This window comes from Bacillus sp. 05T31 (genome assembly GCF_056396725.1).
In genome coordinates this window covers 1-22,771 of the sequence record NZ_JBFTMA010000008.1, presented here as the reverse complement: position 1 = coordinate 22,771, position 22,771 = coordinate 1, and the positions used below count along the sequence as shown (strand labels likewise).

The following is a 22,771-nucleotide window of genomic DNA, read 5'->3' as shown; positions in this document are numbered from 1 at the left end:
TGTTAATACGAAGAAGTTTTTCCACTCTTCAAGTACTAATCCTTTTTTATAGTTAAACTGATATATATTTAGATGAATCAAATCCGTTACTACATAGAACACATTTGGTGATAGTAGTATAAAAATAATATAAAACAGACTACTTACTAGTATTTCGCTTTTCTGTTTCACTTTAAAAAGTGGTAATAAAAAAGAAAGTTCTAGTGCAGCAAAAGCAAGAAATATATTCAAAATCATAAACGAGTATTTCACATCAAATATGATTAAAACAGCTATGTAAATAAAAAAACTAATTCGTGCTTTTAAACGTTCATTCATACCCTACCTCCTTACAAACTGTTTATTGTTTCTCCATTCTAACAGCACGTTTCAAAAAGTATAATCTAAATACATTACAGCATGCTTACAAAAATGTAAGCAAATAAAAAAGCACTGGCAAACGCCAATGCTTTTTCCACTATCTTTTAATTTGATTCGGTTTATGCGGTTCATTTGKAGTATACGGCTTATTTGGTGTTTGTGGTCCTTTTGATTTTTTCCAACTTACCGATAACTCTGGACTTGTTTTTTCTTCACTACGCTCAAGTAATACAACCGCATTTTGAATTGTTGGTGTGCCTTTATGTGCAATTCCTTGTAATTTCGTTAAATCCCCTGATACTTTAAAGCTAAATCCACCTGCTGGCGTTTGTTTCGGAATTAAAATGCGGAACTTCTCTCCAACATTAAATTCGGTTTTCGCTTCACCTTTTTCATTTACGAACTTCGCGCCTTCTGGTGCACCTGTAGCTTGTACTTTATACGTTCCACTTTTCGCATTTGTTTCTACTGTATATAAACCTGTTTCAAAGAAATCATTTTTTAATACTGCTTCTTGTTCTTCTGTAGGAGTTACACTCATCGTAATTTCTTGTARCTCYTCACTAGCRYTKGCTTTTKCAACTATAKCTTTCGTKACTTTTTCTACATTTTTATTACGGAAATCTAAATCGTTAATATCAATTTGTTTTAACGCATTCCACACCGCAAGCTGCGTTGCGTAATGTGCCTCTCTCCAATCGGAAACACCTAATTCTTGTGGGCTCTTCTGCGGATACCCGTTTAATAGTACACGGTACACGTTAATATCTACTTTACCCATTTCAGGTAAATCTTGACCACTTGGCGATTTTAAATCTACATTTAAGCAAAAAGCAATTTTTCCATCCGCTGTTTTAATAAGCTCTGTTCGAATTGGTTTTTTCTTTGACTTACTATAACTCCAATCCATTTGATACTTCGTGTGATCCATAACCTCTGCGGATGCCTTTTGAAGTGGGAATAATAAGTTCGCAAATACAAATAAAACACTCAAAAAAGCGGCCATTAGCTTGAACGATCGTTTTATATTCATGTCTACAACCCCTTATAAAATAACAAATTTACTACTATGTATTATTTAGTTAGAAAAGTTTTTTATGCATAGACAAAACAAAAAAGAGTGCAAACTTTTTTGCACCCTTTGAACTTACCTCTATTAGAAATCAAARTTATCAGGATCTGGACCAACGCGGTGGTTCTGATTTAAAGCATCAATCTTTTCCATATCTTCTTTTGTTAATTCGAAGTCGAATATATTAGCATTCGCAATAATACGCTGTTCTTTCGTTGATTTCGGAATCGTTACAACTTCATTTTGAAGATCCCAACGTAAAATAATCTGCGCTGTTGTTTTACCGTACTTATCAGCAACTTCTTGTAAAGTTTCRTTATCTAATAATTGCCCTTGCATAAGTGGTGACCATGCTTCCATTTGGATTCCTTGTTCTTTACAGAAAGCTTGTAGTTCTTTCTGCGTTAAACGCGGGTGATAYTCKACTTGGTTAATCATCGGCTTAATTTCCGCACCTTCCATTACATCTTTCAGATGATGGATTTGGAAGTTACTTACGCCAATTGCACGCACGCGTTCTTCTTTATAAAGTGTTTCTAACGCTCTCCACGAATCTTTATATTTCCCTTCAACAGGCCAATGGACAAGATATAAATCTAAATAATCTAGTTCTAATTTTTTTAAGCTCTCTTCGTATGCAGCAAGTGTCGTTTCATATCCTTGATCTGCGTTCCACACTTTTGAAGTGATGAATAAATCTTCTCGAGAAATTCCTGCTTCTTTTATACCAGCGCGAATGCCTTCTCCAACTGCTTTTTCATTTCCATAAATCGCAGCTGTATCAATGCTACGGTATCCTTCTTTAATGGCTACTTTCACAGCCTCTACAAGTTCCGGTCCATCTTCTACTTTAAATACACCTAAACCGAACCAAGGCATTTCCATACCGTTATGCAATGTTGTTTTACTTTGTAAATTTTTCATTATATTTTTCTCTCCTTTATTTTGCTTGATCTCTTTTTTCTAAGTTCATACTCCAAGCTGTTAAAATAACAGCGCCTACTACCATAATACCGCCTACCCAAGCTGTATGAATTAATCCTAACGAGTTCGTTACAATGCCGCCTAAATAAGCACCGAGGGCAATCCCTGCGTTAAATGCTGCAATATTCATTGCTGATGCGATATCAACGGCACTCGGCACGAAACGCTCAGCCAATATAACGACATACACTTGTAGTCCTGGAACATTCATAAACGCGAATAGCCCCATAAAAATAATTGTGATAAGCCCTGCTACTTGAAACGGTGCTGTAAATGTTAGTACGAATAATACAATTGCTTGAACAAAGAACATGTAAAATAGTGCTCGAATTGGATTATGATTCGATAATTTCCCGCCAATCATATTCCCAATCGCAATTGCAATCCCRTACACTAATAAAATGATTGTAACGGTACTCGWTTTAAATCCTGTTACTTCTTGTAATAGCGGAGATAAATACGTAAATGTTACGAATGTTCCTCCGTATCCTAATGCAGTAATGACGAAAACAAGTAAGAGTCTTCCGTTCGTGATAAGTTTGAATTGATCACGAAATGMTACTCGTGTACCCTTTTTTAAGTTAGACGGAATTAACATGCTGTTTGCGACTAAGGCAACAATTCCAATGACCACAATCACCATAAAAGATGCTCTCCAGCCAAATTGTTGACCAATAAACGTTCCAATTGGTACACCTGTAATCGTCGCAACGGTTAAACCAGTAAACATAAATGCTATTGCACTAGCACGTTTATTCTCTGGTACAAGTGCAGCCGCAATTGTGGATCCGATCGACATAAAAACGCCATGTGCAAACGCAGAGACAACCCTCGCGATAAGTAACACAGTAAAACTTGTTGCTACCGCTGCAATCCCATTACCGATAATAAAGACAATCATAATCCACATTAATAATGTTTTTCGCGACATACTAGCAGTTAGCGAAGTTAAAACAGGAGCACCGAATGCTACTCCTAACGCGTATAAAGAAACGGTTAAGCCCGCTGTTGTAACAGAAACATGTAAATCTTCCGAAATAGATGGTAATAAACCGACACTAATAAACTCGGTTGTACCAATTCCAAATGCACTAATTGCTAGCGCTAATAAAGCAAACATACTTCTTCGATTCGTCTGAACAGCCGAAGATGATACTGCATATGAATTCAATTGAACTCCTCCTTAATGCGAGTAATCCAATCATAATAGTKTGATAAAAAGGCCTTTTTATCTTCTACAAAAATAAYKTTACTGCTGATAWATGCTATTATGAATGGCTTCACTCTTTTTTTGAAGAACGCACTTTAAAGTACGATAGGTACCMAAAAGTAACATAGGCACTTTTTAGTACCGTACTACTCATTTCCCTCTTACGTATGCTATTATGRAACATATTCAACAYGATAAAAAGTACGTACTTTAAAGTGCTATAGGTACTTTTTAGTAACATTTAAATTATTTGGCTTCTTTTGTTGGAGAACTGAAATCTACATTCATCAAAGGAGATTTTCATATGAAGAAATATAATATTCCCGTTGAAGCGACTTTAGAGGTTATCGGCGGAAAATGGAAAGTCGTTATTCTTTGCCACTTAACGAAAGGTACAAAGAGAACGAGTGAATTAAAACGTCTCATGCCTGGTATTACACAAAAGATGTTAACACAGCAATTACGCGAATTAGAAGAAGACGGAGTTATTCAAAGAAAGGTATACAATCAAGTACCACCGAAAGTAGAATATTCTCTTACAGACTACGGTTGGTCTTTAGAATCCATTCTTGATTCTCTTTGTACTTGGGGCGAATGCCACCTTGAAAAAAGCGGTAACACATCAATGCTAATTACAGAAGGTGAACAATAAAAAAAGGAAAAAATGAACATAAATTTGTCCATTTCCTCCTTTTTTTCTTTATATATATGTACATTTTTAAGATAGATAAAATAATTTATGCGCTTTCATGCCTTGTCAGTACTAGGTTACAGAATCAATATCAAATAATTAGGAATCATTTTTATGTTAACATACGTGTATATAGTATATAATATAGGATATATATTATATACACTTTCCGATAAGGGAACTTTCCATTATGCGGACAAGCCATGTATCGGACAGTTCATAAATAATAGGTAGGACATTATGGTTTTGGATTTATGATTTCAGCTTACTTGCTGTCATAAATTTAAAGGCATTTTATTGTGCTTTGTGAAACTTTGTATAAAGTTTCGCAAGTGTTTACTATCTTATCTATCAAAAATAAGAGTATTGCTATCGTAAAGGAGAATTGGAGATGCCAGAAACTATGACTCAAACAAAGCCAGAACAAGAAACTGTACAAATTTCTGCTAGCCAAGGACAACTTGATGTACTTGATCAGTTGTTAAAACCTGAGGTACAAGAATCATTAACAACACTAGTGGAACAGCTTCCAAAATTAACTGAGCTTGTTAACATTTTAACTAAGTCTTATGACTTCGCTCAAACTGTTGCTACTGATGAAGTATTAAAAAGCGACACTGTTAGTGCAATCACAGAGCTTGTAGAACCTGTAAAAGATACAGTGAAAAGCATGGCTGCAACTGCTATCGAAGCGAAAGATCGTGCTGATGAAAGCAACGAAGTTATCGGCCTGTTCGGTCTATTAAAATTACTAAAAGACCCACAAGCACAAAAAATGTTCCGYTTTGTGAACGCATACCTTCAAATTAGTGCAGAACGTAACAATAAATAATTTAACTTATAACAACAATTAGTAAAGACGGGGGATATCATACTATGTCAAAACAAATTGTCATCTTAGGCGCTGGTTATGGCGGTCTTCTTGCCGCTTTAAACGTACGTAAATATTACAGCAAATCAGAAGCACAAGTTACAGTGATTAACCAATACCCAACGCACCAAATCATCACTGAACTACACCGCCTTGCAGCTGGTAACGTTGCTGAGGAAGCAATTGCAATGCCACTTACAAAGCTTTTCAAAGGTAAAGACATCGATCTTAAAATTGCAACAGTTGAGTCATTCTCAGTTGATAGCAAAGAAATCAAACTAGCTGGTGGTACTACGCTATCTTACGATGCACTTGTAGTTGCTTTAGGAAGTAAAACTGCTTACTTCGGTATTCCAGGACTAGAAGAAAACAGCATGGTATTAAAATCTGCTGCTGATGCAAACAAAATCTACAAACACGTTGAAGACCGTATTCGTGAATACGCTAAAACGAAAAACGAAGCTGATGCTACAATCGTAATCGGTGGTGGCGGATTAACTGGCGTTGAGCTAGTTGGTGAGCTTGCTGACATTATGCCTAAACTTGCAAAAAGCCATGGCGTAAATCCAAAAGAAGTTAAACTTCTTCTTGTTGAAGCAGGTCCAAAAATCCTTCCAGTATTACCAGACCACTTAATCGAACGTGCAACTGCTAGCTTAGAAGCACGCGGTGTTACATTCTTAACAGGTCTTCCTGTAACAAACGTTGCTGGTAATGAAATCGACTTAAAAGACGGTCAAAAAATCGTTGCTAACACATTCGTTTGGACAGGCGGCGTACAAGGTAATCCATTAATTGGTGAATCAGGTCTTGAAGTAAACCGCGGTCGTGCAACTGTTGATGCACATCTACAATCTACTTCTCACAAAGACGTATTCGTTGCTGGAGACAGCGCTGTTGTCTTCTCTCCAGACGGTCGTCCATACCCACCAACTGCACAAATCGCTTGGCAAATGGGTGAGTTAATTGGATACAACTTATACGCAGCACTAGAAGGCAAAGCATTCGAAGAGTTCGCACCTATCAACTCTGGAACACTTGCTAGTCTAGGACGTAAAGATGCTGTTGCTACAATCGGAGCAAGCAATACTCCACTTAAAGGTTTACCAGCATCATTAATGAAAGAAGCAAGTAACGTTCGTTACTTATCACACATTAAAGGTCTATTCAGCTTAGCATACTAATCTGAATATAAGCCCGAATCATGCCCTGCATGGTTCGGGCTATTTTTATCCCGCTATTTGCGGGCTGATAATCAGTGGGGATGAACAAAACCCCCCACTGATTAAAGTTTCACTTTATCCGTAATTTTCTCTAACTTATTTATTCGACAAAAGAATAATATAACCTCTTTAATTATCAAAATATACTGACTTTTTTATGTCGAAATTGTGTATATGAAAAGAGCGGAAGTAGATATCTTCCCTACTTCCGCTTTTTCACAAGAACTATTCTCCTAATTCCACTAAGCTGTAGTTCTTTTTCCCTTTACGAATAATGATGAATCGTCCATCAAATGAATTTTCTACAGTAACATCCCTACTGACATCCGTTACTTTTTCACCATTCATAGATATAGCCCCATTATTAATATCTTCACGCGCTTGACGTCTAGAAGGTTCAATTCCTAAATCAACTAGCCACTCTACGATATTTTTCGTCTCTTTTGAAGATTGGAATGTCGGCATCTCTTTAAAGCCTTGTTCAATTTCATCAGCTGTTAACGACTTAATATCTCCGCTAAATAACGCTGCTGTAATTTTCACTGCCTGTAAAAATGCTTCTTCTCCATGAACGAATTTCGTCATTTCTTCCGCTAATACTTTTTGTGCTTCACGTTTATGAGGCTCTGTTTCTACCTTCGCTGCTAATTCATCAATTCGCTCTTTCGTTAAGAACGTAAAGTATTTCAAGTATTTAATTACATCACGGTCATCTGTATTCACCCAGAACTGGTAAAATTCAAACGGTGTTGTCTTTTCCGGATCAAGCCAAAYMGCACCACCTGCWGATTTACCAAACTTCGTACCATCWGATTTYAATAATAAYGGAATYGTTARTCCGAATACTTTCGCTTCRTGMCCTTCTAACTTACGAATTAAATCTAAACCACTCGTAATATTTCCCCATTGRTCACTACCACCAATTTGCARTTGAACATCTTCTTTYGTGTATAAATGATGRAAATCCATCGCTTGCAAGATTTGGTACGTGAATTCTGTGAAAGAAATCCCTGTATCTAAACGACTTGCGACAATATCTTTCGCTAACATGCTATTTATGCTAAAGTTTTTTCCGTAATCACGTAAAAACTCGATAATGTTTATTTTATGTGTCCAGTCATAGTTATTTACCATCTTCACTTCGCTATTCCCGCCAAAGTCAAATAGCTTTTTCATTTGYGCTGTTAACGCATCYACATTATGCTGMACSACTTCTAAMGTTTGMAGTTGACGYTCTGATTGACGTCCRCTYGGATCACCAATTGTTCCTGTTGCCCCGCCAATTAAAATAACYGGATGATGRCCAGCTAAYTGGAATCTCTTCATCATCATAAACGGAATCAAATGTCCGATATGCATACTATCACCAGTCGGATCAACTCCGCAGTATAGTGAAATCTTTTTCTCTTCTACTAACTTACGTAAACCTTCTTCATCTGTCTGCTGATTCACAGCACCGCGCCATTCTAATTCATCAATAATATTCATCTTTTGTCATCCCCTTTATTTTTTTGAAAACAAAAAAGCCCCTATGTCTACAATAGACATAGGGACGATTATTCACCGTGTTACCACCCAGTTTGCATAAATAGCATAGCTAYTCATACCACTCTTAGCAATAATATCGATTGCYARTCCGCTTAGCGTTACCTAAGATACTCCAGAGTGTAATTCRCAAGTTTGTTTGTGCTAGGTTCCAGCAATCCCTAGCTCTCTTTAATAACAGTGACAAACTGCTACTGGGCTCTTTCAACGTATATTTTATTTGTTAAATTATTAGCCATTATATTGAATCCAAATCAAATTGTCAACAATACCCAAATGTTATTTCGAAATAATTCATACTTTTATACGTTTTTTATTCAAAGATTACTGTAGATCTTCTCCGATAATCCTTACTTCTCKCTCTAAYTTCACRCCRAATTTYTCTTCAACAGTYKTTTGTACRAARTGAATTAAATCRATRTAATCTTGTGCWGTTCCGTTATCAACATTCACCATAAATCCAGCGTGTTTTAMAGAAACTTCMACTCCGCCAATTCGCTTACCTTGYAGTCCTGATTCCTGAATAAGCTTACCCGCAAAATTATTTGGTGGACGCTTAAATACACTGCCACATGAAGGATACTCTAAAGGTTGTTTTGATTCACGCTTATACGTTAAATCATCCATCTTTTCCTTAATCTCTTCACGTACACCTTCTTCAAGTTCAAACCTCGCTTCAAGAATAATGTAATGATTGTTCGCAAATACACTCTTACGATATCCAAATTCAAATGCATCTTTCGTTAAAGTACGTAGCTCTCCATCACCTGTCATTACGACAGCTTCTGTTAGCACATATGCAACCTCACCGCCATATGCACCAGCATTCATATATAACGCTCCGCCAACTGAACCTGGTATACCACAAGCAAACTCAAGTCCTGTTAAACAGTGATCTAATGCAATTCGTGACACATCAATAATTGCTGCACCACACCCCGCAACAATCGCTGTCCCTGTTACAGTAACATTTGTAATATGAATTAAACTTACTGTAATCCCGCGCAGACCACCGTCTTTAATAATAACATTAGAGCCGTTTCCTAAAAACGTAACTGGAATATTGTATTGATTCGCATACTTTATAACTTCTTGAATTTCATCATAATTCGTAGGAGAAACGAACACATCCGCTTTCCCGCCCACTTTAATATGCGTATGATTCTTTAACATTTCATCTTGCTTCACATGACCTTCAGGCAATACTGTACTTAAATATTTATAAACCTCGTGCATATTCATYTTACGATTCCTCTATTTCTATAATCTTTTTATCCCGCTATATACGGGTCCATAATATCCCCACATAAAAATGCATTACAAAACAACAGCTAACGTGGTGAATACAGTGTACATAAAGCACACCTATAAACCTCTTAAATTATAAGAGGTTCCACTCATATTAAAATATATATCGCATAATAAAGCAACCCAAATGGGCTACTAAACTTGACATRTMAYCAKAWAGACAACAATTTGTAAAATATATAGTTTTTTTCAAARCAMTAYCCTTCARTATCTTACTATACCATACGAAARWAAAGTGGTATTTTTTTGTAATCTTTACTTTGTTTTCATCAATAAAAAAAGAGCACATCCCACAGAATGCGCCCTTTCTATACTCTTTAAATTATTTTTCGTTCTCTTCTTTTTCCTTATCAAACCATAATAGCTCATCGTCATCAACTTCACCATTATAATTGATTAGAATCTCTTCTCCCGCTTTTATATCTTTGAAAGCAAAGAAGTTAAACGTATGATTCTCAAAGACAATATCATACGTTGCATTCGGCTTATATGAATGATTAAATAACATGCCGTATCCTAAAAGGAATGCCGTATGATTTACCCCATACTCAAATGCGTAGTCAGCAAGTAACGTTTTCTCAATGTGTTCATGCTGTTCATTCGGATAAGAGATAACTGGTGCTGAGTGTATCAACTCACCCTTTTTAATATCACGAGTTGCAAATACACCTCTATTAAATTCTCCATCACTAAGTTCAGAAGTCTTAACTTCAATCATATGCGTCACCTATATATTTCTTTCTTCGAAGTATTTTTCTCCTTAAGCTTGGCAGAAATCGCGGAGAAAAGCAATTAAATTCCTACCAAGTGGTCGTTTAAATGCAAAAGAGCACATCATTTGCGCTCTTTTAAAGTGAAATTGTTTTTCTAAAATATTCTTTAACGACTCCGCTTGCTAATTAACCGCATGTGACACCCTTTAAGATATTCTATAAGGCCCCACTTTCTACACTTATACGTATCAATTACTTCAATTTAAATACCGCGCTCACTGGGTTGTGATCACTATTTTCAAATTTTAAATCTTTGCCTTGTACATTTACAATCTCTACATTCGGCGAAACGATAAAGCCATCAATAATAGTGACAAAGTTTTCACCTTCCACATACTTCTTCACATCATCCCTTACCGTCATCACAGATGGATCTACAGCCCATTGAAATCCTCCATCCGCAAAGTCCGTTGGTAGCTCTACTAGCCATTCAGGACGCTCTTTTACAAACTTAGGATCACTTAATTGGACATTAGAAAGTAACTGGTTCCAATCTCCACCTAATATTACGTAATCACCGTTTTGATAACACTTGTTCATATATTTTTTTAAATATTCCACTTGTTGCTTTCTTATTTTTCCACCTTCATCATAAGCAGAYARATGTAMRTTTACGAGYCTAACAWAYTTCCCATTATTAACAGGRATTTTATGTTCAACAATCGCTCGATCTAAATCGAATAAACGCTTYGGCCAAGGCTCCATTCCTGGTAGTTGGAACCTCGTTGCTGTTTGAACTGCGTATTTAGAAAATGTACTTAATCCTCCCTCAGCATATCCCATCGGTTTCGTGACTGGGACAGGAACCCAYTTTGTATCATAGTTCTTTCCRAACGAAGAWGCATAMTCWGRTARTCCTCGCTTYARAAACTCATGCYCATTTACATCAAATGATCGGTGGGATTTTATATCWAYTTCTTGYAATARCGCAAAATCRCTATTCTCATTTTGTAAAAAYGAAAGCATATTTTTCAAATTAATCTCAGTTTGCTCCTTACTACTCGAGCCAGAGCCTTTTCCACCATCCATAAAGAAGTCTTGATCCTTATCTAATCCAGCATACCCAATATTAAATGTTGTAACTTTAAATTCATTTCCTTGCTGCAATACACGCTCTTTATTATTTTCAACCTTTACGTCTAAAACATTCGCTGGCTGCTCTTTTGTAAGTGTCATATAAGCTAAAAAGCCACCTAGAATACCAGCTATTATTAAAATAAATATTAATACTATTTTTAAAAATTTCTTCAAAACACATGGCTCCTTTTTTGTAAAATAACATTTTATTTTTCTGTATTTTCAGTTAAATGAAAGTGGATTAAAGACACAAGAAATATTTTACCATAAAGAAAACTTCATATCATTATATTTAGCTAATAAATAATCGTTGTATCTCTCACTGCAATTATCTTGAAATTCAATCATAACATTTAAGAAGGCAAGACTGTAAAGCAATCACAATCCACAACAGAGAAATTGCAACTTCAAAAAATATACAGATCCTACTTTTCGCACTTTTCATTAACATATTTATTGGCAATCCAAAATAATATTTAGTACACTATAAAGTGAAACTTTAATCAGTGGGRGTTTTGTTCATCCCCCACTGATTATYAGCCYKCACCAATCGGGCRTTTACRGGCAGCCCGACTCCCACCTAACTTCTTTGCTCCAGCTGAATTTTGAGGTGGGAGCTTTACTGCCTGTTAATGCGGGATAAATGGAACTTATAGGCGATGGAGTTCGCCATAACTGCTATTTAGCTAATGACTCCTACCAGTTTGACTACTGGTAGGAGTCTATTTTTTTTGAGTAAACTGTTAGAGGGGTGAAGAAATTGAAATATATTATTGTTGGCATAGCCGGTATATTAGGAGCTCTTTCTCGTTATTATTTAGGTCTTACTATCGATACGCTTTGGCATCATTCATTCCCATTTGCTACATTAACAATTAACTTAATTGGTTGTTTCTTACTTGCTTTGCTAACCACCTATATCGCTCGGTTAAACATCTTATCTTCCGAAGTTATTACAGGGATTGGCACCGGGTTTATCGGTTCATTTACGACATTTTCAACATTCAGCGTAGAAACCATACAGTTAATCAATCATTCACATTTTGGTATCGCATTTTTATATGTATCATGCAGTATGCTAGGCGGTCTAATTATGTCTGAGCTTGGCTATAAACTTGGAGATTTTTTACTACAAAAACACCTCGAGGAAGGTGAAATATCATGATTAACGCTTTATTAGTAGCAACAGGAGGATTCTTCGGTGCCATTACACGATTTGCAATTAGTAATTGGTTTAAAGAAAGAAACAAAACTTCATTTCCGATTGCTACATTCCTCATTAATATAACGGGAGCATTTTTACTCGGATATATAATTGGCAAAGGGATAACTACAAGTTGGCAATTATTATTAGGCACAGGATTTATGGGCGCCTTCACTACATTTTCAACGTTTAAATTAGAATCTATTCAACTTTTCAACCGCAAAAACTTTGGCGTACTATTTCTATATTTAAGCGCGAATTATATGATTGGTATCATCTTCGCATTCCTTGGGATGAAGTTAGGTGGAATATAAAAAAGCGACTCTTATAGTCGCTTTCTTTCATAAAAAGTATGTCCCGCCATACGAAATTGAAAATAAACCAACTGGATACACATCATAATGTACAATTTGCATCGGAGGCTGTGAATACGACATATACTGGCTCTGCATCATTTGCGCTGCTTGTGCTTGTTGTTGCATTTGAATAGCCTGATGCACTGCCTGAACTGTCATCTGTGCCCCAGCCAATGTAATCGCTGGTCCTACTTGTCTTCCAGTGTGAAAATAATGGTTCATCATTATTCAGCTCACTTTTTATACAGAATGAATTCCGTTTACATGTTATGTTTACATACGATGCAAGTGTTTTAAATTTACATAAAACATGTTTTTAGCCCAACCCATACATAAAACACCTTCATAGAGTATATAAATGCCCACAAATATATGAAAAGGAGTGAAAATATGAGTTTCTACGAACAACAACCTTTTACTCAAGATAATTATTATCGAGATCAACATTGGCATCCCCAGAATCCACTTAAACAACAAACGCTCGCTATAATTACCCCTGCTGTTTCTCACGGATTACATGAAGCTGCCCATCTCGGCTATCAACACGCATTAACTGAAGCTGTCGCTATCGGCTACTTACTTGGAAGAGGCTACGATTATAATACGGCTTGGAAAACCGTTGAATCTTGGTGGAGACCACCAGGTTCTCCACTTCCTACTCCATACTAAAGTGAAAAGACCGTAAAAATACGGTCTTTTCACTTTATCATGCTTTCTTTTTTCGAAACATCGAGAAAATAGCCACGAACAAAATCGCAATAATTCCAGTAAAAACAAATAAATAAGCTAATGGAATTAAGAAAAATGGTTCCACTAAAGTTCCATCCGGCTTCACTTCAGAACCAATTATATTAAACATAATTATACATAACACTCCTAAAAATATCGGACTAGAAGCCAATAAATACTTTTGCTTCATCATAACTCCTCCTTTTTATACTCTAAAATATCACCTGGCTGACACTCTAAAGCTTCACATATCTTCTCTAAAGTTGAGAATTTAATTGCTTTTGCTTTTCCATTTTTTAATATCGAGACATTCGCCATTGTAATTCCTAATTTCTCAGATAGCACTGTCACACTCATTTTTCTTTTCGCTAACATTACATCAAGATTTACTACAATCGTCATAACATAGCACCTCAAATCGTTAAGTCATTATCATCTTTTATTTCACTTGCTTTTCTAATTAAATGAGAAAGTAAGGAAGTAAAAATAGATATAACGACCGAGAAGAATAAAATAAGTAATAGAATAACTAAAACGCTTGTATGATAACTTCCAGCTGCGAAAATATATAGTAATGCTCCGATATATAAAACACCTTCAGTCATCGATAAAATACTAATCCTCTTTAATCGATTCGCATTTTTTACAGTAAAAGCTTTGTCTGAGGCAATATCTGAACATAATTTCCATCCTAAAAATAAAGCGCTAAAAAACGGAATTCCTGTGATCCAAATGAACAGTACRAATGGCTTATATAGTCCCTTCAAATTTTYTGAAACTAAYAATACCGCTCTTCCCGTTTCTGGCCCAATATATATGCAGAACAATAAACCAAAACATCCGCAAAGAATGATAATTAACTTTAACCATAATGACAATTCGTTTTGTTTCACAAAAATMAMCTCCTRAACTAACATCATTTATCTATTGCTGTTTTTCAACTTTGAAGCAATAAATCCAAATAGCAACACACCAATACCACTAAAGAATAGTAAATAACTTATTGGTACTAGGAAAAAGAACGGTTCTACAAGCAAACCATTATCCGCCACTTTACTAGTTGTACCTTGTATTAATAAACAAGTACATCCTAATGATATTAGTACGATAGCCAATAAAAATTTATTTTTCATAATATATTCTCCTTTAATTTCACAATTAATTTATTTGCATTCCTTTTGCTACCCTCATAATAGACTTCTCTATATTATAAGTCAACAACTATTTATCGTTTTACGATAAATAGTTGTTATTTAAAACAACAAAAAAAAAGACTATAGATAGTCATTATCTATAACCTCTTCACTCTAAAATATTCCTTCTGGAACATGCACATTCTTATCGCATTATGGTAGTTTCCATCAACAAAGAACTCATCTTGMARCTCACCTTCTACTATAAATCCGACCTTTTTATAAACGTGTACAGCTTTTTCATTCTCTTTATCGACAACTAAATATATTTTATGCATATTTAATACGGAAAAAGCATAATCCATCGCTAAACGCGTCGCATCAGCTGCATAACCGTAACCTTGGTAACTCGGATCAATAATAATTTGGAATTCAGTTCTACGATGAATATAATCGATTTCTACTAATTCGACCAATCCAACCATCTCATTATCTTTCTCAACGATAAATCGGCGCTCACTTTGATCATGTATATGTTTATCATATAAATCCTGCAACTCCACAAATGCCTCATACGGCTCTTCAAACCAATAAGACATAATATGTGCGTTATTATTAAGTTCGTGCACGAACTTTAAATCTTCCCGTTCTAAAGGACGTAACTTTAATTCCTGACTCATTTCTATAACCTCCAAGTAAAATTAACCTCTTCACTTAATTTCTCAATTTTTTTCGATTTTAAACGCCCTAATCACATTGTAAACTTTCAAGTAACTTGAAGGTCAAGGCGTAAAAAAATAGTACAAACTTATGTCTGCACTACTACTCTTTTCTCAAATCTCTCATATTCGATATGTATAAAGCAATGACTAAAACAAGAATAGATCCCGCATATAATAACGTCTCCATCGGTTCCTCATGAGATACAATAATTAATCGAATTAATGCCGTAATTCCGATATAAATAAAATAACGTAACGGAAAATGATAATTCGATTTAAAATACTTAATAATTAATGCGATGAACTCGAAGTATAAGAAATAGACGATAATACTTTCAACTAATTTATAAGATGTATACTTCTTCGCCGAAAATATGTATTGAATAAAAGTAATCGTCTCATTAATTAAAAAGATAGATAAGACAATGGATAATATGATTAGAGCTATATTTAATATCCACTGCAAAACACTAGCTATAAGATGATCGATATTAAATGACTTCATTTTCTCTTTGAACTCCCCTTCGTATAAGTACGTATTTATTATAGCAAAATTATGATTGGAAAAAAGTTAAATCATATATTCGTCCTTTATTTTCCCCTGTGTAGGGGATATTCATTGTTTGGAGGAGTCTTTTAACTGCAGAGCTAGATTGCATATTAAGAAAGTCCCTCAATTTGCTATTAGTAGTTATCATACCAATCAGAAGTGTGTAATCTTGTAAAGCACGTAAATGAGCATGTTTAGACATACTATTACAGTTTGAGCAACGCCATCCCTGTTTTTCTTTTAACATTGCCATTGTAAAACATTCCTCACACTGTACTCCCCTGAGCAATTCCTCCTTTTTAATTTTATATTGTGTAAGAATATTTTGTCGCTGCGGAGAATGTCCATTCATAATTTGATCTATAAGTCCATTTATATTGCCAATTGCTTCTTCTTTATATTGATTTTCAATTTGTTTGATTCTACTAGGTAAATTTGCGCCGTGGATAATTTTGCCAGAAAGTATTTCATCTGAAGTTTTAATAATTGTACGAGGTGAACTAATTACAACGAGGGATTCAATCGGGATATTATATATATCATGCAAACTCAGCCATTTTCTCAACTGCATCTCTTGCCGTTTCATTTGTAAAATCGGATCTGGGAAACCTTCTTCGGAAATACCATCTGCCATTCGAATGAGCTGATTAAACTTTGCATCAAAGATTAATGTACCAAGTATATTTTTTATTTCAAGAAAAAGAAGAAAACAGGATGAAACTATGAGGGTATCAATTTGGAAATAATGTTTCTGATCAAACAACCTAATATCATGTAAAATACTGTATTCTGTTTCGGATAGAAAACTAAGCGGATATTCAATCGCCTGCTCTCCTTTATAACCAGCCATAAATTTCGCTAGATTTTCAGCCACCATATTCCTTTTTGGATGATGGGTAGGCAATCTTCTAAGGAGAGCGTCTAACTGGAGTAAATATACGGGCATTTTCCGTTCTTTCACAATCATTTTTATCCCCCTTCCAAAATATATCAGCGATTTTTCAAWTWTATCAGCGCAACTCAAATTATATCGGCGATTTTCGAAATATATCGGCGCAACTCCAAATATATCAGCGATTTTCGAAATATATCGACTTACCGACAAAAAACGACACACACATCAAAAGCCTATACACAGTATAGCATCACATCAAAAATTGCACTGTAATCATAATGTTAATCACCCATTTTGATTACGTCATTTTCAAAATGAGAGATTAACATTCACCGTACATAAAAGTCCTTTTTATAAATATGAAAAAATTTTAGGAATTAGTTTATCTTTTTTTAATGATTTATTTAGAGGCAGTTTATACTCGGGGATTAACATAATAAACGTAATAACTAAGTTCATCGATTCAACCTAAATTTTTTCATATAACAAAAATTCAGAAGGACGAACTGCTACTATAATCGCAAACCGTACTACTTAAAACCATGTGAATAACACAAAAATCATACAATGAGGAGACGATAAAAAATAAACAAAAAAACAAAAGCACTGTCATCAATGTTACTCGGATTTACATTAGTATTAACAGGTTGTGCTGATAATAATGCTGCAGAAAATCATAATAAACCGAAACAAGAACAAGCTGCTAAAGAGACACAAAAGGAAAATAAGTTAACGAAAGGCCAAAAAATGGCTAACATTCTTAGTAGTACAAATTGGCAAGGTACAGGAGTATATGACAAAGATAAAAATGACTTAACAAAAGAGAATGCAAACTTCATTGGCCTTGCAAAATATGATGCGAAGTCAGGAAGATATGAATTTTTTGATGCTAAGACTGGTGCAAGCCGTGGCGATAAAGGAACTTTCTTTGTCACAAATGATGGGAAGAAAAGAATATTAATTTCAGAATCAATGAAGTATCAAGCTGTTGTTGACATGACAAAGCTAAATAAAAATGTATTTACCTATAAAAGAATGGGGAAAGATGCTAACGGTAAAGATGTAGAAGTTTTCGTTGAACATGTTCCATATAAAGAAAAAGAGCTTTCTTTCACGGATCCGGATAAGCAGCTAAACTCTACTACAGGTGATATCGTTAAAAACGTGGATGGAGATAAAATTTTAGGCGGAACCCTTTGGCATGGAACAAAGGTATTAGATGAAGCCGGTAATGATGTAACGCAGTTTAATTCGAATTTTATAAGTCTAGCAAAATTTGATGACAAGTCTAATAAATACGAGTTCTTCAATAGCGAAACAGGTCAAAGCCGCGGTGATTATGGCTACTTCGATGTTGTACATGAAAATAAAATAAGAGCTCATGTTTCAATTGGAAATAATAAATATGGTGCGGCTCTTGAACTTACTGAACTGAATAATAAGAAATTTACGTATAAAAGAACTGGTAAAGACCAAGCGGGTAAAGACATAACTATATTCGTTGAACATGAGCCTTATAAAGGTGATATAAAACCACAATTTAGCTTTTAAAAACGTTTGATTACAAATCCTGTACTGAGCTGCAGGATTTTTTTAAAGAAAAATCATTTATGATTCCCTTGAAAAAAATTGTCTTATATCCCCCTCAACAATTCAGCACGATTGTTGAATATAATATCTCTCATTTTTTTAACAGCTTTAAAAAGCCTTACTACACATAAATTGTAGTAAGGCTCCGACTATTTAAGATGAAAATTTTATTATCTCTATACAAATAAGGTTTAGCAAATAATGTTACTATAACCTCAAAAAAAGAAATCTTATTTTAACTTTCCTATTGATAAGTTAACACGATAATTCCCATACTTTAATAGTCGCCCCAGAAAGTTATCCAATTCTTCATTAGAAGCAAAATGTGTTTTTAATAAATAACACCCCTCACCGCTTATACGGTCTACTTCAGAAATCCCTTCTTCTTTTTGAAAGAAATTCATAAACTCTTGATGATTAGCTGTTGTTACGAATAAAGTAACAAATGCAGTCACTACTTGTCCTAATTTGATTCGGTTTATTGCGATTGTATATTGTTCAATAATCCCTAAATCCTCTAATCTTCGAATTCGATTTCCTACAGCCTGCCCCGTCATATGTATTTTTTGACCAAGTTCTTTCCATTGTATTCTTGAGTTTTCTCCTAATAATTTCAGTATCTCAAAATCTATTTGATCAATGATATAAACCAATCCTTTCATCGTGAAAGTAGAAAGCCAGAAAGTGTTTCGCCAACTTATTCTGCTTGTCGATACAATTCACTATACTTAGTTTATCCTCTTACATCACATTGTTTATCAGTTATATTTACTTATAACACAGAGGACGCAACAAAAAAATACATCTAGATTTAAAGGAGGTTACAAATATGTTATTACAAGAGATTTTATCGTTCAATGAACAATTTGTAGAAAATAAAGAATACGCTCCTCGTGAAGCGACAAAAATGCCTAAAAAACGTATGGTTGTTGTTTCTTGCATGGACGCTCGTTTAATTGAGCTACTTCCAAAAGCTTTAGATATACACGATGGTGATGCAAAAGTTATCAGAAATGCAGGTGGTAAAATTGCCTCTGCTTTCGATAGTGTTATGCAAAGTGTTGTCGCATCAGTATATGATCTAAATGCAGATGAAATCTTCCTTATCGGACACCAAAGATGTGGTGCGAGCCAAACTAATCCAAAAGGAACACTTCAAAAAATATTAGATCGTGGAGTAGCTTCACCAGAAATTTTATCAGCGATTGAATATGCTGGTGTTGACCTTGAAAAATGGTTATTTGGATTCGATGATGTCAACGGTTCAACTCAAGCTAATGTTGATTTAGTAAGAAATCATCCACTTATTCCAAAAGATGTTCCTGTACATGGTTTAGTTATTGATCCTCACACAGGTAAATTAGATTTAATAGTTGATGGATATAAAGCATTAAATGGTATGAAAAATTAATTATTACTTAAATGAAGGGAAGTTATTAGATATGAATAGACAAGAAGCTACGCAAAAAATTATGGAAGCAAAAATTGCAAAAGGTTTAACATGGGAAGAAATTTCAAAAGTAAGTGAAAACTCTGAGACTTGGGTTGTAACAGCGTTATTAGGACAAGCTACAATGACACGTCCAGAAGCAGAAAAAATCGGTAAACTATTAGAATTAGATGAAGAAGTAGTTCAAGCATTAACAGTAGTTCCACTTAGAGGTCAAGTAATGCAAATGCCTCCTACTGACCCAATCTTATATCGATTATATGAAATGATGTTACAATACGCACCAACTCTTAGAGAATTAATTCTAGAAAAAGCTGGCGAAGGTGTAATGAGTGCAATTAACTTCAATCTAGRTGTGGACACACAAGAAGATCCAAAAGGTGGCGACCCTCGTATCGTGATTACACTTAACGGGAAATTCTTACCGTTCCGTACATGGTAATTAATTAAAAATCTATCTATATAATTAAAGTAATTTTATAGATTTACAAAATCCATCCTTTTTAATCTAGCTGTGTAGAAAGGGTGGATTTTTACTATGAGATTCTTTTTATACAAGGGAGAATAATATGAATAAAAAATACGTCGATACGAGCTTTAGTATTCTACAGTGGTTTGTGTTTTTATTAGCAAATGCAATTGCATTGCMTATCATTATTGGTGGCATATTCCATTTATTAATAGAAGATATCTCAACATTAATGCAACGAACTTTTTTAGTTGTAGGAGTAAGTTCATTTATACAAGCATGGTTTGGGCATCGCTATCCCATAGCGGATGGGCCAGCCGGCTCATGGGTAAGTATATTTGTCATATTGGGACAAGTCGCTATGCATCAGGGACAAAGTGCAAAGGATGTATTACAACTTTTAGAAGGTGGATTAATTATTGCAGGTATATTACTCTTCATCCTTGGTATAACAGGGCTTGTTCATCGAATTCTACGTTTATTTACACCCTTGGTTACAGGAACTTTTCTTTTAATATTATCTCTTCAGCTTAGTGGTGTGTTACTAAAAGGAATGATGGGATTACAAGAAGCTGTAACTCATCCTGATTATACAACGGCTGCTATTGCGCTCTTTGTTTTTGCCATTATTACTTTCTTATCAATTAAAGGGAACGGATGGATGAAAAGTTACGCTGTGTTACTTGGAATTTCATGTGGTTGGCTTTTGTATGCTGTATTAGGAAAATCATCTCATATGCCTTCACACACACCGTTAGTTAAGTTACCAGAGCTATTTTCTTGGGGCACACCTAGATTAGATATTGGAATGGCTCTAACTGCAACTTTATTTACATTTCTTTTAGTTGCAAATACAATCGCTGCTATTTCGGCTGTAAAACAAGTGGCTCCGTTATCTAAAGAAAATGAAAAGCAAATACTGAACCGCGGCGTGTGGGCCGGAGGTATATCGCATATTATCTCGTCGTTGTTTTCTACAATTGGAATTGTACCATTACCTGCATCAGCAGGATTTATTCAACTAACAGGACAAAGAAAAGTGAAGTCGTTCCTTATAGCAAGTCTTATATTAGCAGGAATTTCTTTTATTCCTTCAATTGTAAACTTTATATCCTTGCTACCAGGTCCTATTGCTAATCTTCTTCCTTACAATATGTTTTAAGTAATGGATTACTTGTGGGTACCATGCTTGTCATTCTATTGGAACAGTTTTGGAAAGAGTAAAATTTGTGACTAAGTAAAAAAGCGCCCTGCTTACAGGGCGCCTTTTTATACCTAATGACTAATACTAGCAGTTGGGTATAATGTTGTTCCTCCAATTGAAACTTTTATTTCATTTGTTAATGGAACATTTTGTTCATTAATAATTGTTCTCCACCATTCCCATGCAAGACCWGTACATTCTCTYGCTACGAYTTTTAYATTTTTTGAATTYGGTGRAAGWGGKATRACTGTAGAGWAATGAGCMGTTTTGTCTYTRCCRCTWCCWTCCCAWGTTTTATGTGTTAGTACTTCTTTACCAYTTTGATCAWATGWGAATTCATCCCAAGATACATCAAATTGMGCAACRTAWGCACCGTAATGATCMAGYGTCATTTTAGCACTTGAATATTCTGTAGTTGTMGTCTCRATATAATCTGTATTGTTATGAACAGCMGCAGTTGMATTATCTTTTAAAAAAGTACTTGTATATGAAATTGGGTATGCTGGATTTTTAAGACTTAATTCWGCATTATCTTTAATGATATTTCGKATTTCATTRAAATCTTTWGTAACAACCTTGTTATGCTCTTTYGCATCTCCGCCTAATACTACAGCAGTAAARGTACTTTCTTCAAAAATATCTTTGTACTGTCCAYTCGYTTCRACGCTGTTATTCTTAAGTAAGGCTTTAAAAGCAGCTTGTACATCTTTGCTCTTAGATGTTGTTTCTAATTTYACATAAACWGTTCTACCATAAGCTACATTYGASACCATAACAGGYGGRGCCGMMTTACTTACRCCTTTACGAGTTAACTCAYCAAAAGTAACACTAYTATCAAAAAGATCGGATGGATTGTTAGGTAGTTCAGCACTTACKGTATAAAATATTTGCTTATATGCCGCTACCATCACTTTTTTCTCTCCATTTGCAAYCGCATTAAARTCAATGTTYAGMCYRTTATCAAGATATTTRGCGTTAACRTTAAGRGCACTTGCKATTTGTGATTTACTATAAACCATAGATTCTGTATACTGCATTCTTGCRGGTAACGTATGTGTTKTWGAATACTTTTCATTCCAAGTAGATACTRAWTCATCTACTGCTCCAGACACATTACCATATGTWGGATTTKGAACAGTWATTGTATTTTCTTTTCTCATGCCAGGTAAGTCTATACTAATATTCAAAGGTTTTCTCTTAGCCACTAATAAACTAGGTTGATTATCTGCAAAAGCTTTATTTGCAAGTTGTACGGCTCCTGGATAAGTACGATTAGCCACAGAATCAATAATCGAAATATCGACTGGTGAAGTTGTAAGTGATTTTTTCTCACGTTCAACTACTACAAATTTACC

Annotated in this window: 27 protein-coding genes, 1 pseudogene, 1 riboswitch and 1 other annotated feature; of the genes and pseudogenes, 10 read left to right on the top strand and 18 right to left on the bottom strand. The window is 34.9% G+C overall.

Annotated elements, in window-relative coordinates; translation table 11 throughout:
- The 4 genes from AC1DJR_RS01285 to AC1DJR_RS01270 all read right to left on the bottom strand — a co-directional run.
- Nucleotides 1-318: DUF1361 domain-containing protein (locus AC1DJR_RS01285; protein WP_477001876.1), on the bottom strand; the 318-nt coding region annotated here is incomplete at its 3' end.
- Between the two features lie 139 nt (nt 319-457).
- Nucleotides 458-1,393, bottom strand: coding sequence for a thioester domain-containing protein (locus AC1DJR_RS01280; RefSeq protein ID WP_477001875.1), 936 nt, complete (start codon nt 1,391-1,393; stop codon nt 458-460).
- A 123-nt stretch (nt 1,394-1,516) separates the two neighbouring features.
- Nucleotides 1,517-2,356 (bottom strand): aldo/keto reductase, encoded by an 840-nt coding sequence (locus AC1DJR_RS01275; RefSeq protein ID WP_429686459.1) that lies wholly within the window; start codon nt 2,354-2,356, stop codon nt 1,517-1,519.
- A gap of 16 nt (nt 2,357-2,372) precedes the next feature.
- Complete coding sequence (locus AC1DJR_RS01270; RefSeq protein WP_477001877.1) at nt 2,373-3,536, bottom strand: MFS transporter; 1,164 nt, start codon at nt 3,534-3,536, stop codon at nt 2,373-2,375.
- Between the two features lie 394 nt (nt 3,537-3,930).
- On the opposite strand from AC1DJR_RS01270, the gene AC1DJR_RS01265 reads away from it, so the two are divergent.
- The 3 genes from AC1DJR_RS01265 to AC1DJR_RS01255 all read left to right on the top strand — a co-directional run bounded on the left by AC1DJR_RS01265 (nt 3,931) and on the right by AC1DJR_RS01255 (nt 6,372).
- The gene (locus AC1DJR_RS01265) at nt 3,931-4,278 is read left to right on the top strand and encodes a winged helix-turn-helix transcriptional regulator (RefSeq protein ID WP_000760478.1); all 348 of its coding nucleotides are present in this window, start codon (nt 3,931-3,933) and stop codon (nt 4,276-4,278) included.
- Between the two features lie 430 nt (nt 4,279-4,708).
- Entirely contained in the window at nt 4,709-5,149 is a 441-nt protein-coding gene (locus tag AC1DJR_RS01260) for a DUF1641 domain-containing protein (protein WP_002016003.1), read from the top strand.
- A gap of 44 nt (nt 5,150-5,193) precedes the next feature.
- Nucleotides 5,194-6,372, top strand: coding sequence for an NAD(P)/FAD-dependent oxidoreductase (locus tag AC1DJR_RS01255; protein WP_429686460.1), 1,179 nt, complete (start codon nt 5,194-5,196; stop codon nt 6,370-6,372).
- 264 nt (nt 6,373-6,636) lie between these two features.
- Here AC1DJR_RS01255 and tyrS read toward each other — a convergent pair whose 3' ends face one another.
- The 4 genes from tyrS to AC1DJR_RS01235 all read right to left on the bottom strand — a co-directional run bounded on the left by tyrS (nt 6,637) and on the right by AC1DJR_RS01235 (nt 11,288).
- Nucleotides 6,637-7,899, bottom strand: coding sequence for a tyrosine--tRNA ligase (gene tyrS / locus AC1DJR_RS01250; protein WP_477001874.1), 1,263 nt, complete (start codon nt 7,897-7,899; stop codon nt 6,637-6,639).
- Between the two features lie 57 nt (nt 7,900-7,956).
- Nucleotides 7,957-8,173: a binding site (T-box leader), on the bottom strand.
- Nucleotides 8,174-8,280: 107 nt separating this feature from the next.
- Nucleotides 8,281-9,198, bottom strand: coding sequence for a UDP-N-acetylmuramate dehydrogenase (gene murB / locus AC1DJR_RS01245; RefSeq protein WP_477001873.1), 918 nt, complete (start codon nt 9,196-9,198; stop codon nt 8,281-8,283).
- A 388-nt stretch (nt 9,199-9,586) separates the two neighbouring features.
- A complete protein-coding gene (locus AC1DJR_RS01240) occupies nt 9,587-9,982 on the bottom strand; it encodes an SET domain-containing protein (protein ID WP_215554669.1) in 396 nt (131 codons plus the stop codon).
- A gap of 247 nt (nt 9,983-10,229) precedes the next feature.
- Nucleotides 10,230-11,288, bottom strand: a complete 1,059-nt coding sequence (locus tag AC1DJR_RS01235) for an endonuclease/exonuclease/phosphatase family protein (protein ID WP_477001872.1) — start codon at nt 11,286-11,288, stop codon at nt 10,230-10,232.
- Nucleotides 11,289-11,760: 472 nt separating this feature from the next.
- A riboswitch (Fluoride riboswitch) is annotated at nt 11,761-11,820 on the top strand.
- A 54-nt stretch (nt 11,821-11,874) separates the two neighbouring features.
- Here AC1DJR_RS01235 and crcB (AC1DJR_RS01230) point away from each other — a divergent pair.
- Nucleotides 11,875-12,279, top strand: a complete 405-nt coding sequence (gene crcB, locus AC1DJR_RS01230) for a fluoride efflux transporter CrcB (RefSeq protein ID WP_429686462.1) — start codon at nt 11,875-11,877, stop codon at nt 12,277-12,279.
- Nucleotides 12,276-12,632: a fluoride efflux transporter CrcB gene (gene crcB, locus AC1DJR_RS01225; RefSeq protein ID WP_429686463.1), complete on the top strand. Its 357-nt coding sequence runs from the start codon at nt 12,276-12,278 to the stop codon at nt 12,630-12,632. The genes crcB (AC1DJR_RS01230) and crcB (AC1DJR_RS01225) overlap by 4 nt, the downstream gene beginning before the upstream one ends.
- A 27-nt stretch (nt 12,633-12,659) precedes the next feature.
- On the opposite strand, the gene AC1DJR_RS01220 is transcribed toward crcB (AC1DJR_RS01225), so the two are convergent.
- Nucleotides 12,660-12,899: a DUF3947 family protein gene (locus AC1DJR_RS01220; RefSeq protein WP_429686464.1), complete on the bottom strand. Its 240-nt coding sequence runs from the start codon at nt 12,897-12,899 to the stop codon at nt 12,660-12,662.
- A gap of 165 nt (nt 12,900-13,064) precedes the next feature.
- Here AC1DJR_RS01220 and AC1DJR_RS01215 point away from each other — a divergent pair, with 165 nt between their 5' ends.
- The gene (locus AC1DJR_RS01215) at nt 13,065-13,343 is read left to right on the top strand and encodes a hypothetical protein (RefSeq protein ID WP_429686465.1); all 279 of its coding nucleotides are present in this window, start codon (nt 13,065-13,067) and stop codon (nt 13,341-13,343) included.
- 37 nt (nt 13,344-13,380) lie between these two features.
- On the opposite strand, the gene AC1DJR_RS01210 is transcribed toward AC1DJR_RS01215, so the two are convergent.
- The 7 genes from AC1DJR_RS01210 to AC1DJR_RS01180 all read right to left on the bottom strand — a co-directional run bounded on the left by AC1DJR_RS01210 (nt 13,381) and on the right by AC1DJR_RS01180 (nt 16,775).
- On the bottom strand, nt 13,381-13,593 hold the full coding sequence (locus tag AC1DJR_RS01210) for a DUF3955 domain-containing protein (protein ID WP_429686466.1): 213 nt from the start codon (nt 13,591-13,593) through the stop codon (nt 13,381-13,383).
- Nucleotides 13,593-13,805 carry a helix-turn-helix domain-containing protein gene (locus tag AC1DJR_RS01205; RefSeq protein WP_429686467.1) on the bottom strand — a complete coding sequence of 71 codons (213 nt, stop codon included), beginning with the start codon at nt 13,803-13,805 and terminating at the stop codon, nt 13,593-13,595. Before AC1DJR_RS01205 ends, AC1DJR_RS01210 begins: the two co-directional genes overlap by 1 nt.
- 11 nt (nt 13,806-13,816) lie before the next feature.
- On the bottom strand, nt 13,817-14,296 hold the full coding sequence (locus AC1DJR_RS01200) for a DUF2975 domain-containing protein (protein ID WP_477001871.1): 480 nt from the start codon (nt 14,294-14,296) through the stop codon (nt 13,817-13,819).
- Between the two features lie 27 nt (nt 14,297-14,323).
- The gene (locus AC1DJR_RS01195) at nt 14,324-14,536 is read right to left on the bottom strand and encodes a DUF3955 domain-containing protein (protein ID WP_429686469.1); all 213 of its coding nucleotides are present in this window, start codon (nt 14,534-14,536) and stop codon (nt 14,324-14,326) included.
- Between the two features lie 158 nt (nt 14,537-14,694).
- Nucleotides 14,695-15,216, bottom strand: coding sequence for a spermidine N1-acetyltransferase (gene speG / locus AC1DJR_RS01190; protein ID WP_477001870.1), 522 nt, complete (start codon nt 15,214-15,216; stop codon nt 14,695-14,697).
- 142 nt (nt 15,217-15,358) lie between these two features.
- Nucleotides 15,359-15,763 carry a phosphate-starvation-inducible protein PsiE gene (psiE, locus tag AC1DJR_RS01185; protein WP_002144945.1) on the bottom strand — a complete coding sequence of 135 codons (405 nt, stop codon included), beginning with the start codon at nt 15,761-15,763 and terminating at the stop codon, nt 15,359-15,361.
- 49 nt (nt 15,764-15,812) lie between these two features.
- On the bottom strand, nt 15,813-16,775 hold the full coding sequence (locus tag AC1DJR_RS01180) for a nuclease-related domain-containing protein (RefSeq protein WP_429686470.1): 963 nt from the start codon (nt 16,773-16,775) through the stop codon (nt 15,813-15,815).
- A 513-nt stretch (nt 16,776-17,288) separates the two neighbouring features.
- On the opposite strand from AC1DJR_RS01180, the gene AC1DJR_RS01175 reads away from it, so the two are divergent.
- Nucleotides 17,289-18,254 (top strand): DUF4822 domain-containing protein, encoded by a 966-nt coding sequence (locus AC1DJR_RS01175; RefSeq protein ID WP_429686511.1) that lies wholly within the window; start codon nt 17,289-17,291, stop codon nt 18,252-18,254.
- A 269-nt stretch (nt 18,255-18,523) separates the two neighbouring features.
- Here the strand turns inward: AC1DJR_RS01175 and AC1DJR_RS01170 are convergent, their stop codons facing one another.
- Nucleotides 18,524-18,955, bottom strand: coding sequence for an Lrp/AsnC family transcriptional regulator (locus AC1DJR_RS01170; protein ID WP_477001869.1), 432 nt, complete (start codon nt 18,953-18,955; stop codon nt 18,524-18,526).
- Between the two features lie 167 nt (nt 18,956-19,122).
- Between AC1DJR_RS01170 and AC1DJR_RS01165 the strand changes: the two genes are divergently transcribed.
- The 3 genes and pseudogenes from AC1DJR_RS01165 (at nt 19,123) to AC1DJR_RS01155 (ending at nt 21,436) form a co-directional block, all read left to right on the top strand.
- Nucleotides 19,123-19,704, top strand: coding sequence for a beta-class carbonic anhydrase (locus tag AC1DJR_RS01165; protein ID WP_000926491.1), 582 nt, complete (start codon nt 19,123-19,125; stop codon nt 19,702-19,704).
- 31 nt (nt 19,705-19,735) lie between these two features.
- Complete coding sequence (cynS, locus tag AC1DJR_RS01160) at nt 19,736-20,185, top strand: cyanase (RefSeq protein WP_477001868.1); 450 nt, start codon at nt 19,736-19,738, stop codon at nt 20,183-20,185.
- Between the two features lie 127 nt (nt 20,186-20,312).
- A pseudogene (locus AC1DJR_RS01155) lies at nt 20,313-21,436 on the top strand (purine/pyrimidine permease).
- Between the two features lie 51 nt (nt 21,437-21,487).
- Here AC1DJR_RS01155 and AC1DJR_RS01150 read toward each other — a convergent pair.
- Nucleotides 21,488-22,771 (bottom strand): thiol-activated cytolysin family protein (locus AC1DJR_RS01150; RefSeq protein ID WP_477001867.1); only part of this gene is annotated, 1,284 nt, incomplete at its 5' end.

Bases quoted from the DNA above. Each gene is read 5' to 3' on its own strand.
- AC1DJR_RS01265 (WP_000760478.1), top strand. From the start codon at position 3,931: ATGAAGAAATATAATATTCCCGTTGAAGCGACTTTAGAGGTTATCGGC.
- AC1DJR_RS01255 (WP_429686460.1), top strand. From the start codon at position 5,194: ATGTCAAAACAAATTGTCATCTTAGGCGCTGGTTATGGCGGTCTTCTT.
- AC1DJR_RS01240 (WP_215554669.1), bottom strand. From the start codon at position 9,982: ATGATTGAAGTTAAGACTTCTGAACTTAGTGATGGAGAATTTAATAGA.
- crcB (WP_429686463.1), top strand. From the start codon at position 12,276: ATGATTAACGCTTTATTAGTAGCAACAGGAGGATTCTTCGGTGCCATT.
- AC1DJR_RS01220 (WP_429686464.1), bottom strand. From the start codon at position 12,899: ATGATGAACCATTATTTTCACACTGGAAGACAAGTAGGACCAGCGATT.
- AC1DJR_RS01215 (WP_429686465.1), top strand. From the start codon at position 13,065: ATGAGTTTCTACGAACAACAACCTTTTACTCAAGATAATTATTATCGA.
- AC1DJR_RS01210 (WP_429686466.1), bottom strand. From the start codon at position 13,593: ATGAAGCAAAAGTATTTATTGGCTTCTAGTCCGATATTTTTAGGAGTG.
- AC1DJR_RS01205 (WP_429686467.1), bottom strand. From the start codon at position 13,805: ATGACGATTGTAGTAAATCTTGATGTAATGTTAGCGAAAAGAAAAATG.
- AC1DJR_RS01195 (WP_429686469.1), bottom strand. From the start codon at position 14,536: ATGAAAAATAAATTTTTATTGGCTATCGTACTAATATCATTAGGATGT.
- psiE (WP_002144945.1), bottom strand. From the start codon at position 15,763: ATGAAGTCATTTAATATCGATCATCTTATAGCTAGTGTTTTGCAGTGG.
- AC1DJR_RS01180 (WP_429686470.1), bottom strand. From the start codon at position 16,775: ATGATTGTGAAAGAACGGAAAATGCCCGTATATTTACTCCAGTTAGAC.
- AC1DJR_RS01170 (WP_477001869.1), bottom strand. From the start codon at position 18,955: ATGAAAGGATTGGTTTATATCATTGATCAAATAGATTTTGAGATACTG.
- AC1DJR_RS01165 (WP_000926491.1), top strand. From the start codon at position 19,123: ATGTTATTACAAGAGATTTTATCGTTCAATGAACAATTTGTAGAAAAT.